Raw genomic sequence first — 11,493 nt, 5'->3', positions numbered from 1 at the left:
TTTCATCAATGCGTTGGAAGAAGGCGCCATGTGTTGCCAAATGCGTCGGGGAAGAAGCCAGAGCGATATCAGAGGTCCTTCGCAAGCTCAGGATGACGGAGTTTTTTTCGAACGCCTCCGGCGTCATCCCTATCCCATCAACAGGTAGGTAATCACCGCCGCCAAAGCGACGATTCCAAAAACAATACACGTCACGATCGCGATCACCTTCCAATACGCCTGGACGTTGCGCGTCCGGAGCCGCCCGAGCTTCTCCAGATAACTCACCCGCTTGGTCCGCGACTTCCGCTTGGGCTGGCTGGCGTCCAGCGCTTCGCGCCACACTTGCACGGTCTGCGGGCGATCTTCCGCCTTGAACTTCAACGCCCAATCGACCGCGCTGAGAAAGCCCGGCGAGTATTCCTGCCCTTTCAAACGCTGCGTCAGCGGGACCACCGGATCACGCGTCATCCGGTCCGGCGCGTTGGGAAAGCGTTCGTTGGCCAGCATCGCGCGAAACAGCACTACCCCCATCGCGTAGATGTCGGTAAAGGGCCCCTGCGGAGACGTGCGGCCGTACTGCTCGATGGGTCCGTACGGCGGCGTGAGGATCTGTTCCACCGGCCGGCTGCGGCTCACGATCATTTGCCGGGCGGCCCCAAAATCCAGCAGGAGCGGGTTGTGCTCGCGCGTGAGATAGATGTTCGACGGCTTGATATCGCGGTGGAGATAATTCAACCGGTGGACCGTCTCGAGCCCGTCGAGCAGCGGCATGAGCAAGCGGCGCAGTTCGTTTTCGTTGAGCCGGTTGGGCTTCTGCTTATCGAGGTGAATCTGGAGGTCGTAGCCGTCCTCATAATTCATGACCATGTAGCCCGTGCCGTTCGCCTCGAGGTAATCGTAGACCTTGATCACATTGTCATGTTTCACTTTGGAGAGGATCGTGGCTTCCTGGCGAAACATCCGCACGGCTTCGACAAAGACCTGTTCGTCCGACTTGGTTTGCACGACCACCCGCCCCGCGCCGTCGCGAATCACATAGTCCGACGGAAAGAGTTCCTTGATCGCCAGCCGCTTGCCGGTCTTCAGGTGTCGCGCCGCGTAGGTCACCCCAAATGTTCCCGGGCTCCCGAGGATGCGCTCAAACTGATACACATCCAGGACATGCCCCGACGGCAGCGGCTTGTGTGAGAAGGAGGGCGGCGGCATGGGTTGTTGCTCCGCGTTCGGTCACCCGAGACGGGTGGGCCTGATCATATCTTGCTGAAGTCCAGGCGCACCTCGCCCAAGGTGAGCGTGTCACCTTCCTTGAGGGGCACTTCATCGAATGCCTTGTTGTTGAACTGCCCGTTGACGGCCGTGTGGTTCGAGGAATTGCGGTCCGCCACCAGAAAGCGATCGCCATCTTTGCGCAGGGACGCATGCTGCTTGGAAACGCTGTTGTCATTGACGACGACATGACAGAGTTCGGCGGTGCGCCCGAGGATGAGGCGGTTGTTGTTGCTGGAAAACATCACGTCCGTGATCTCGATATGCACGCTGTCGCCTTTCGGTGTCCGCCCGGCCAGTTGCCATTTGCCAAAGCCGGGGAGCGGGGCGCCCGCGGTCTTCTGCGACTCGGAGTCCGCGACATCGATCAGCTTGCTGTGCGTAGTGCCGAGGACCTTGGCCATGCGCGGGTCGCGCAGGATCGTGGTGAAGCTGGGCTTCTGGTTGAATTTGAGCAGGCCGAGGATTAAGGCGACGAGCGCCACGGCGACCGCGAGCGCAATGGCGACGATAATCTTGACAGGCAGCGACGGCGTCTTCCGCCATTCCTGGGCCAGGATGTAACCCACGTGATTATCATCGAGCCACCCTTTCAGCTCGGAGGAAGCGGCGGCCCACTCGATCGACTCGCGGTCGCCGCTGGAGGTTTTGCTCATGCCGTCGCCCACCACCCCGATCACCTGGCCACCGGCATTGAGGAGGGGCCCGCCGCTGTTGCCGTGCTTGATCGCGCAACTGTGCTGGATGGTGAGCACATCGGGATAACTTACGCCGAGCATGCCGTGCCGCCGGGAGATCTGCTCGATGTTGCCCTTCGTAACCGTGGGGGTGAAATAGTTTTTCCAGAGCGATTTCCGTTCGACGACATTGGTGATGTCCCAGGTCGTGGCCGCGGCATCTGACTGGCGCAGCAAGACATCCAGTCCGGCCAGCAGGGCATTGCGTTCCGCGGAAACGGCGCCCGTATGCTCGCTGATGTTCTGGACGACGGCATCGATTTCATTCTGGCTGAGCCGCCGGCGCAGCTTCTGTTGCAGTTCCGCGATGGTGCGCTCGGCCTTGGCCACGATGATCTGCTTGCGAATTTCCGCGGAGCGTTCGAAATCCTCCACCGCGACGTCGGTGATGCCCGGGAAGCCGATGCTAAAGACTTCCTCCGAGGGGGTCGATTTCGTCTCGTCGAAAAGCAGCGGCAGCGGCGTGGCCTTGAGTTGCGGGCATTGGATGATGGCCAGGTCGCGATTGGCCGACTGCCATACCACCTTGGCTTTGTGCATGAGGTAGTGTTTGCCGACTTTCTGTACCACCAGCACGAGCTTCTCCGGCACCTCGACTTTTTCGTCCGGAGCCACGACGTGATTGTTGCTCACGATGTACCCTTCCTTGTTGATCACAAAGCCGGTGCCGAAGGAGGAGCCGACACTTTCAAAGACACTCCCATTGGGCATCTTGATTTGATAGATATCCAGGCCGGGACCGCCCTTTTCGTCCGGCTCCGGGCAAAGGATGCGGACGGTGGATTCCTGCATCTGCGCGCTGACCTGCGCGGCGGCGGACTGGTGGAAAGCCAGGGAGAGCAAGGCCGTCAGCAGCGAAAGCGAATAGAAGGAAAGTTTCATATGGGTAGCTATTGGCAAACGGTGAAGATTCGTGACGCTTCGGATGGAAATAGTTCGCGCCCCGTCATTCCTGGCGGACCACGGCCACGGTGGCGTTGTCCTGCTTCTTCTTGCCGATTTCATTCACGGCGATGAGTAACGCGCTGGCGATATGGGCGGCGGACTGGCGGGCATTGGTTTGCAGCCTTTCGGTGACGGCGTCCGGGCTCAGCGTGGCCAGGCCATCGGTCGCGGCACAGACGATATCGCCGCGCTGAAGGACGAAGGGCTCGTCGCGCAATTCATAGATTTCCAGCGGCCGGGCGGCGATGGCGGAGCGCAGGGCGTGGCGGTCAGGATGGTGCGCGGCTTCCTCGGCGGTCATCTCTCCCTGGGCCACCTGCTCGGCGAGCAGCGGGGTCATGGAGTGATCGGCATTGATCCGCTGGATGGCGCCGTCGCGGAAGAGATAGAGACCGGAATCGCCGACGCTCACCCAATGCAGCCCCGCCGGACTCCACACGACCGCGACCAGCGTGGAGCCCATGTGGCCGAGGCTTTCGTCGTTCCGGGCGATCTCCTCGAGCAAACTGCGGCGGCTGGCCCGCAACGAACTCAGCAGGCGCTCCGGGATCGAGCCGCGGCTGAAGCAGAAGTGCTCGATGAAGGACTCGACCACGATGCGGCTCGCCGTGGAGCCGCCCTTGTAGCCGCCCATCCCATCGGCCAGCCCGAGCAGGAGACCATCGAAGCCATCGGTTTCCGTTGAGAGCGGACAAAAGCCGTAATAGTCATCCTGCGTTTCGCGGGAGCCGTGGACTTGCCGGCCGGCGAAATCGATCTCGGGCCTCATGTATTGTCCTGCCAGTCAAACGTCTCGCCGCACAGACCCAGGAAGAGCACTTCGGTATCCCCCAGTTGGATGCGATCGCCGCTGAGCACTTCGGTCGGCCCGAGGAGCGCATCGCCGCGCACATAGGTGGGATTGGTGCCTTCGCCGAGGGTGAGGGTGAATTTCCGGGCGCGCGGATCGTAGAGCATCTTGGCGTGATTGAGCCGCGAGATCTGCGAATCGCCAAAGTCCAGGCAGGCGCGCTGGCTGGCATCGCGGCCGATGCTGTTCCAGCCGTAGCCGAGGCGCACGGCATTGCCACGACCCGGTCCTTTCACCACGACGAGCCAGCCGACCACGGGATCTTCACTGGCCCCGCCGGATTCGCTCTTGGGCGCCAGGGGGTTGAACATGGTGCCTTCGCCGGCGCGGTTCGGTGACGGGCGGAAGAGAACGGTTTTCTCTTCGCCACCGGCCCGAATGGGCTTGATGGAGTGGGCGTCCGCGCCGCCGGTCATGGTGGCATCGTCACGTTCCACCTTGCGGGTCTCGTCTGCGTCGTCGGATTCGGGAGTCGCGGCTCTCTGGAGTTGCTCGAGAGGCCGCACAATGCGTGTTTTTTCGTCGTTATCGCTCATAATTTAGAGGGTGGTTGATGGATTCTGTTGCTGTCTTTGTTTAAGCTTCTGGAGGCTAGGCCTTCTTCAGGAGGTCGCTGACGCGAATGGAGTAAAAACCTCCAAAGCGGACCTCATCCTCCGCGGTGACATACTCCTGCTTGATGGGTTTCCAGTTGCTCTGCTGCTTGACTGCGGTGCCGTTGCTACTCCCGCAATCAACGAGGTAATAACGTCCCCCGTCGGTGACGGTCAGTTCGGCGTGCAGACGGCTGATCTGCTTTTCCGCGTCTTCCAGGACGATGTCGGTGCCTTTGCGGCCGATAGTGAAGATTTTCATGTCTTAGTTTTCGGGAGAATTAAGAGTGAATCGCAGGCGCACTTCGCCCAGCTCAATGACGTCGCCGTCCGCGAGCGGGGTCTTGTCCACGCGCTTGCCCCCGATAAAGACGCCATTCGATGCCTCGAGATCGGCGATGATGAATTTGTCCCCGCGCTTGATCACTTCGGCGTGGTGGCTGGAGACGCTGTTGTTCTTCATCACAATGTCGTTGTCCGGCTTGCGGCCGATGCGGACCGCGGCCTTGGTGATGGGGTAGCGGGTTTCGTCCGCATCCAGGGTGACCAGCCAGGCGTAAACCGTGGCGGCCGGTTCCGGCATCTGGGTGTCTTCCGACTCCATGGGCGGATCCATGACCGGCGGGAAGGGTTCTGGAGGCAACGGCTCGGGCTGGGCGCTTTTCGCGGCGCGGCTGACGAGCAGGCCGAGCAGAATGACCGCCACGAGCAGGGCGGCGCCACCGAGAATCGCCAGCACCGGATGCTCGCGGAGTTTGGCCTTGAAAGAGGCCAGTCTCGATTCGGGTGCCGGCGGTTGCTCTTCGGACCGCACCGGCGTGGATTCTGCAACCCCGTTGGATTCGACGCTTTGGGCAAACGTGTAAAGCTTGCCGAATTCCGTCTGCACCTTGCCCGTGACATTAACGGTGCCCTTCGGGGCGCTCAAGGCGATCTCCGCCTGGCCGCCGGAGACGACGAACTTGAGCAGATTGCTTTCCGCGTCGGCGGGCAGCTTCGGATCGCTGCCGTCCGCTCGCAGGGGATAGCCGCCGGTCTCATCCGCCAGCGGATCGAGCCGCTGCACACCGTCCCGCGCTTCGGTGGATTTCGGAAATCCGACCGTGCAGATATGCACTTTCGCCTTGAGCGCGGCCTGCACGACATCCTGCTGCGAGATCACCTTGTCGTTCGAGATGCCATCCGAGATCAGCACGATATACTTGCGATCCGCCGGCGTGCCGCCAAACCACTCGATGGCGCGCTTCGTGCCGAGATAGAGTTCCGGGGATACGCCGTTGAAAGTAATCTTCTCGATGGCGGAATCGACAATGCTCTTTTTGCTCCCCATGGCGGCCATCATCTCCAGGTTGCCCGCGGAGAACGTCGCCACGCCAACCTGGTAGGGCGCTGTTTCCGCGACGGCGGAGAATTTGCCCATGGTGTCGCGAATCGACTTCCACAGTTTCTCCCGCGTCTTCTCCGTGGTGTCTTTGTTGTTGCCTAATGTTTTGTCGACCAGGAGCAGGATCGCGCAATGATAGTTGGGCAGTTTATCCGCGGGAGTGAACTTCACCTTGTCTTTGTCGACCGGTGTTCCGTTGGCGGAGATGTCGATCGACGACACGCGGTCTGCCGCGGGAAGGGCGAGATCGATCTTCAAGCTCGTGCCATTGTAAGGCTGAACCACGTCGACGGACTTCAAGGTGGATTGGGCGAAGACGCTCGATCCGGCTAGCGTCACCAGCAGCATGACCAGGCTGCGTGTTGTCAAAATTCCATCCGCCACGGCTTCACGAAAATTCTGAGGTGAAAGAAATTCTCTCATAAGCAACCGAATTAGTTCTGTTAATCGAGTGTGATTTTTGTGAAAGGAGGCGTCAATTTGTTTATTGGGTTGGCGGACGCCTTTAGGCGGGGCCGAATTTGCGCCGCAAGAATCTGATGAAGAGATATTTATGTTGTGGGCCGGGATCATCTGGTTTCTGGATTATCTGCGTTTCTACCCTGTTATTGAGAGCCCCGACGAATTTGTGACAAAATACTGCAAATTATTTTTGGCATCCCTGTGCGATCACAGACGCAAGCGTTGACAGGCCAACCGGACGAAGTTTATCAGCGGAGCGTCTCTCCATCGCAGCGCAGATTCTCACCACCTTAAATTTATGAAGACGCATGCCTTTTTCGCGGTCGTCGCCCTCTTCTGGTCGCTGGTTTCCAATACCACCATGGCGAAGGACTCGGGCGGCGAGGTTTATGCCGTCGTCGAGATTGGCGCAAGTGGGGTCAAGGGAATGGTCGTGCAGACGCTGGCGGAGAATGCCGACCCCGAGAATCCACCGGTCAAAATGCTCAAGCAGTACGAGCCGCTGGATAAGAATGCGTTCACGGCGGAGGCGGCGTCCCGGGTGGGTGAGGCCGTTGCGCAGATGCACAAGCAGATGCAGGACGAATTCAAGGTGCCGGTGAATCACTTCTACCTCGTGGGCAGCAGCGGCATTCCCGCAGAGGTGAAGAGCGCCATCGCCGGGAAGACCTTTTTGGAAGGCGCGACGATTGAGTATATCGACGCCGTGAAGGAAGCGACGCTGGTCTTTCGCGGCATCGTGCCGGCCCGGAGAATGAGCCAGGTGGTGTTGCTGGATATCGGCAGCGGCAATTCCAAAGGCGCCTATGTGGAAAAGACCAAACCCGCGCTGACTTTCACCACTTATTCGATCCCGTGGGGGACGAAGACGTACGCGCAGGAGATCAACAAGGGGCGCAAGGACGGCTCGCAATTCATGGTCGTGGCGGACCCGCTGAGGAAGGAGTTGATTCTCCCAGCGGTGCAAAGCGCCGTGCGGGATTTTCCCGGGATGCAAAACCTCCGGCGTGTCTATCTCGCCGGTGGTATCCCGTGGGCAATGGCGACGCTTTTGCACCCGGAAGAAATCGGACCGGACAAAAAAGGGCGGGAGAATTCGTGGGTCAAGCTGTCGGTCGACGACATCGCGAAGTTTTACAATAAGGCCACCACGGATGTCGCGAGTCTGCTGCAGCCTGACCTCGCGGGCGTGAGCAAGGAAAACCGACAGAAGGCCGAGGAGGAAGTCGCGCGCGTCGGCAAGGTCTTCAATCACGATCAGCTCACAGCTGGGGCGCAGATCCTCAAGACCTTTGCCGATGAGATGCACTTCGACAAAAAGGACGCTCTCTTCTTTTCGCGCCGGGCGCTCTACGCCTGGCCGCAAGGATACATCCTGGAGAAGCTGTCGGCGACGCACGGGAAGAATTGATCTCTGCGGGAAAGCTATTTCCCCGGCGACACCAGCACGCAGCGGAAGCCGATGAACGGGCGGCGGCTGTCGGGGCTTTCGTGATATTGGGGTTTTTCCCGGCAGGACAAAGCGTCGGCGGCGGCGTCCTTCCAACTCGCGCTGAGAATCAGCCTTTCCCCACTGCCCAAGTCCTGGTCCGCGCTCCATTCCTGCACATTGCTGCCAAAGTCGAAAAGTCCCGCCTTGTTGGGCCGAAAGTTCCCAGCCGGCGAGGTCGTGGCGTAGCCGTCGTCATAGTTTGGAATAATGACGAAGTTGGCGCCGAAGACACGCCGCGCGGCCAGATCCGCATAGTTGCCGGAACCGTTCGGCGGCGGATTCTCATCGCCCCAAGGATACTTGTCGTTTCCTCGTGCCGCGCGCCATTCGCTCCAGGTGGGCAGTCGATAAACGACCGATTGGCCGCTCTTCTTCGTCTCGGTGTCGGAAAGCCACTGGCAAAACGCATTGGCTTCGTTCCAACTGACCATCACCACGGGATGAGTCGGCTCGCGACCGACCGGCTCCTTGTTCAAGGTCGTCGCTGTCTCCCACTCGGCATTCACTCCCGCGTGGGAGCGCGCGTAGGCGGCGTAGTCCGCACGACGCGTCTGATGGATACTAAACAAAACCTTGCTGGCGGGCACTGGCACAAACCGCATGCCGAGGGAATTGACATACTCGCCGCCCTTCCACGCACCCTCGCGCGGGACGACATCTGTGACCGTGACTTTGTCGGCGACGGCGGAGCCATCCGTCGTCTTCGGCGTCGCCATGATGGCATAGTACAGACTCGCTCCGCCTCCGACCGCGGCCAGAGCGGCCAGAACGATCAGCCATAGGACACCTTTGCGTTTTGCCAGCGCGGGCGGAGCTGGCGGCACGGACTTGGGCTGACGCCGCGTGGGTTGTTTCTCCGCGGCCGGCGGACGCACGGGCTTCGATTTTCCTTTGCCGAAATCCCCGGCGAGCATCTGCCGCCAGGCGGCGACGCTCTGCGGCCGCTCACCGGACATGACACGAAAGGCCTCGTCCAGCGCGCGCAGAAAGGTCTCCCCGTATTTGCCGCGGTAGCGTCGCGCCATGGGCTGAAACCAATCCGCCTCGCCGCAGCGATCGATCGACACTGGCGGCACTCCGCCGGTGATCGCATGGATCATCACACCCGCGAGCGCATAGATATCCGTATAGGGGCCTTGTGGCGAATCGGTCTGGTATTGCTCGATGGGCGAGTAACCGGGCTTGACCACTCCGGTGAGCGTCTTGCTCTTGTCCACGGTCGTCCGCGCAGCGCCGAAGTCCAAGAGCATCGGGCGGTTTTCCGAGGTGATGAGGATGTTCTCCGGGCTGATGTCGCGATGGAGCACATTCTTGCCATGCACGCAGTCCAGACCATCCAGCAGCGGAAAGAGGATGGCGTGGAGCATCTGCTCCGAAGGCTTGCGGTGCTTCCCCATCCATTCGAGCAGGTTTTGCCCGTGCACGAATTCCATGACCATGTAGGCAGTACCGTGGCACTCGAGGAAGCGGTAAACATGGACGATATTCTCATGCCGCAGACTGGCCAGGATGCGCGCTTCATTGATGAACCGCTGCTTCGCCCACGCGAAACTCTCTGCATCCGAAGGTCGTTTGGGGACGACGGTGACGCCCTCCACGCGCGTGGCAAAATCGCGAGGCAGCAGTTCCTTGATCGCCACCTCGATATTCAAGAGCGTATCTTGCGCGAGATAGGTAATGCCGAAACCTCCTTGTCCCAACACCTTGACGATGCGGAATTCGGCGAAGCGATGCCCTACGGGCAGGGCGAGACGATGATCGGAGCCAATCATGAAGAGCAGCGGGCGGAAGCGTCGATGCGGACGGCAGGTTTTCCGGGTGGCATGGCGGGCGCGGGCCACGATAGCCAACGGACGGCGCGTGAGAAAGCGCAAACGCGAGGCGCGCGCAGACGGACGTGTTCTTTGCTTGAGCGAACATTCCCTGCATGGCTAGTGTCCCTGCCGGCATGAACGATCCCGCTCCTCGACCCTCGCGCTCGAGTCCCGCCACACGGGACATGCGTTTCGAGCAGACACGCTGGACGCTGGTCCTGAAAGCGCGCGAGCAGGAAAACACCCGTGAAGCCACTGGCGCGCTGGAGTGGCTCTGCCGCACCTACTGGTATCCGCTCTACGCTTTTGCCCGGAAGCAGGGCCGTTCGGCGCACGATGCGCAGGACCTGACCCAAGGATTTTTCTCGTACCTGCTGGAAAAGGATTTGTTTGCCTCGGCAGACCGCAACCTCGGCAAGCTGCGCACCTTTCTCCTCACCGCCTTCACGCGTTACATCACGCGAGAACGGGTGCACGCCGGAGCGCAGAAGCGCGGCGGCGGACGCATGATCGAATCGCTGGATGAGGAGTTCGACGATGGCGAGCGTCGTTATCGCCTGGAGCCGGCGGACCGGGTCACACCGGAACAGCTCTACGCGCGGTCGTGGGCGCTCTCCTTGCTGAAAGTAGCCCGGGGGGAAATCGAGGCGAAAGAGGCCGCGGCGGGACGAGCAGCGGTTTTCAAAGTGCTGGAGCCGTTCCTCGAACAGGAACGCGATCCAAGCATTAGCTACGATACCGTCGCGCGCCAGTTGAGCATGTCACAGGAGGCAGTCCGCAAAGCCGTGAGCCGCCTGCGCGAGCGCTATCGCGACGCCGTGCGCGAGCAGATCGCCAGCACCTTGCGCGATCCCAGCGACCGCGAAGTCGAAAGCGAAATGAAAGCGCTGTGGGCGGCGCTGAGTTAGCCGCCCGACAAGTGGGAGGTTGCCAAACACGCGGGGTTGGGTATTTTCGCCGTCCCAATGCGTCATCTGCTGACCAGCCGACTTACCTCGCTCCGCGCACTCGCCGCGCGCGCTTCTCTGCGCGCGGACCGCGGAGCTGTCCTCGTTTAACGTCGGCTGGTGCTGCTTCGGGCGGAAGTGGCGACTGGTCCTGCCAAATTTCCTTTCCCCGCCCGTAAACCTTTTTGACAGATGATTTTTCCACCAAGCAGCAAGTATCGTCCCTACCCGCCCATCGCGATCCCAGATCGCCAATGGCCCAACCGCACCCTGACCACCGCTCCAATCTGGTGCAGCGTCGATCTCCGCGACGGCAACCAGGCACTGGCCGTGCCGATGAACGTCTCGCAGAAACTCGAGCTCTTCGACGCACTGGTAAAGTGCGGGTTCAAGGAAATCGAGGTCGGCTTCCCATCGGCGTCGAATACCGAGTTCGCCTTCAACCGCAGCCTGATCGAGGAAGGCCGCATCCCCGATGACGTGACGATCCAATGCCTCGTGCAGGCCCGCGAGGATTTGATCGAGAAGACGGTGCAATCGGTGATGGGCGCGAAACGGGTGATCATTCACCTCTACAACTCCACCTCGCCCGCGCAGCGTCGCATCGTGTTCGGTAAATCCAAGGAAGAGATTGTACAGGTCGCCGTGCAAGGGGCCCGCTGGATCCAGGAACGCCTGCCGCGTTTGGCGGGGACGGATGTGCGCTTGCAATACTCACCCGAGAGTTTCTCCGCGACGGAAGTAGAGTTTGCGAAGGAGATCAGCGAAGCGGTGATGGACGTCTGGCAGCCGACGCCCGATCGCCCGATGATCCTGAATCTTCCGGATACCGTCGAAGTCGCGATGCCAAATGTCTACGCCGACCAGATCGAGTGGATGAGCCGCAACATCGAGAACCGCGATTCGCTGATCTTCAGCTTGCACACGCACAATGACCGCGGCACCGGCGTGGCCGCCACGGAACTGGGACTGCTGGCCGGCGCCCAGCGCGTGGAGGGCACGCTCTTCGGCAACGGCGAGC

The 11,493-nt window shown here is 60.8% G+C and carries 10 protein-coding genes; 3 read left to right on the top strand and 7 right to left on the bottom strand.

The window, feature by feature from the left end:
- Window positions 1–129 precede the first annotated feature (129 nt).
- From ABJF10_RS04085 to ABJF10_RS04060, 6 genes are all read right to left on the bottom strand, one after another.
- Window positions 130–1,188: a serine/threonine-protein kinase gene (locus ABJF10_RS04085; RefSeq protein ID WP_348543245.1), complete on the bottom strand. Its 1,059-nt coding sequence runs from the start codon at window positions 1,186–1,188 to the stop codon at window positions 130–132.
- A gap of 44 nt (window positions 1,189–1,232) precedes the next feature.
- On the bottom strand, window positions 1,233–2,867 hold the full coding sequence (locus ABJF10_RS04080) for a trypsin-like peptidase domain-containing protein (RefSeq protein WP_348543244.1): 1,635 nt from the start codon (window positions 2,865–2,867) through the stop codon (window positions 1,233–1,235).
- Between the two features lie 64 nt (window positions 2,868–2,931).
- Window positions 2,932–3,699, bottom strand: a complete 768-nt coding sequence (locus ABJF10_RS04075; protein WP_348543243.1) for a protein phosphatase 2C domain-containing protein — start codon at window positions 3,697–3,699, stop codon at window positions 2,932–2,934.
- Entirely contained in the window at window positions 3,696–4,316 is a 621-nt protein-coding gene (locus ABJF10_RS04070) for an FHA domain-containing protein (protein WP_348543242.1), read from the bottom strand. The genes ABJF10_RS04075 and ABJF10_RS04070 overlap by 4 nt, the downstream gene beginning before the upstream one ends.
- Before the next feature lie 55 nt (window positions 4,317–4,371).
- Entirely contained in the window at window positions 4,372–4,635 is a 264-nt protein-coding gene (locus tag ABJF10_RS04065) for an FHA domain-containing protein (protein ID WP_348543241.1), read from the bottom strand.
- Between the two features lie 3 nt (window positions 4,636–4,638).
- Complete coding sequence (locus ABJF10_RS04060; RefSeq protein WP_348543240.1) at window positions 4,639–6,126, bottom strand: FHA domain-containing protein; 1,488 nt, start codon at window positions 6,124–6,126, stop codon at window positions 4,639–4,641.
- Between the two features lie 391 nt (window positions 6,127–6,517).
- On the opposite strand from ABJF10_RS04060, the gene ABJF10_RS04055 reads away from it, so the two are divergent.
- Window positions 6,518–7,630 carry a hypothetical protein gene (locus tag ABJF10_RS04055; RefSeq protein ID WP_348543239.1) on the top strand — a complete coding sequence of 371 codons (1,113 nt, stop codon included), beginning with the start codon at window positions 6,518–6,520 and terminating at the stop codon, window positions 7,628–7,630.
- 14 nt (window positions 7,631–7,644) lie between these two features.
- Here the strand turns inward: ABJF10_RS04055 and ABJF10_RS04050 are convergent, their stop codons facing one another.
- Window positions 7,645–9,552, bottom strand: a complete 1,908-nt coding sequence (locus ABJF10_RS04050) for a bifunctional serine/threonine-protein kinase/formylglycine-generating enzyme family protein (RefSeq protein ID WP_348543238.1) — start codon at window positions 9,550–9,552, stop codon at window positions 7,645–7,647.
- 86 nt (window positions 9,553–9,638) lie between these two features.
- Here ABJF10_RS04050 and ABJF10_RS04045 point away from each other — a divergent pair, with 86 nt between their 5' ends.
- Both ABJF10_RS04045 and ABJF10_RS04040 read left to right on the top strand, forming a co-directional pair.
- A complete protein-coding gene (locus ABJF10_RS04045) occupies window positions 9,639–10,433 on the top strand; it encodes a hypothetical protein (RefSeq protein ID WP_348543237.1) in 795 nt (264 codons plus the stop codon).
- 231 nt (window positions 10,434–10,664) lie between these two features.
- The coding region (locus ABJF10_RS04040) for a 2-isopropylmalate synthase (protein ID WP_348543236.1) at window positions 10,665–11,493 on the top strand (829 nt) is incomplete at its 3' end.

This window comes from Chthoniobacter sp., from assembly GCF_040003245.1.
In the GTDB taxonomy this organism is placed as follows: Bacteria; Verrucomicrobiota; Verrucomicrobiia; order Chthoniobacterales; family Chthoniobacteraceae; genus Chthoniobacter.
Note: the sequence above shows the minus strand (reverse complement) of the source record. Positions and strands in the feature narration are given on the sequence as shown.

Excerpts from the sequence above, each read along its gene's own strand:
- ABJF10_RS04085 (WP_348543245.1), bottom strand. The coding sequence starts at position 1,188 with ATGCCGCCGCCCTCCTTCTCACACAAGCCGCTGCCGTCGGGGCATGTC.
- ABJF10_RS04080 (WP_348543244.1), bottom strand. The coding sequence starts at position 2,867 with ATGAAACTTTCCTTCTATTCGCTTTCGCTGCTGACGGCCTTGCTCTCC.
- ABJF10_RS04075 (WP_348543243.1), bottom strand. The coding sequence starts at position 3,699 with ATGAGGCCCGAGATCGATTTCGCCGGCCGGCAAGTCCACGGCTCCCGC.
- ABJF10_RS04070 (WP_348543242.1), bottom strand. The coding sequence starts at position 4,316 with ATGAGCGATAACGACGAAAAAACACGCATTGTGCGGCCTCTCGAGCAA.
- ABJF10_RS04065 (WP_348543241.1), bottom strand. The coding sequence starts at position 4,635 with ATGAAAATCTTCACTATCGGCCGCAAAGGCACCGACATCGTCCTGGAA.
- ABJF10_RS04055 (WP_348543239.1), top strand. The coding sequence starts at position 6,518 with ATGAAGACGCATGCCTTTTTCGCGGTCGTCGCCCTCTTCTGGTCGCTG.
- ABJF10_RS04045 (WP_348543237.1), top strand. The coding sequence starts at position 9,639 with ATGGCTAGTGTCCCTGCCGGCATGAACGATCCCGCTCCTCGACCCTCG.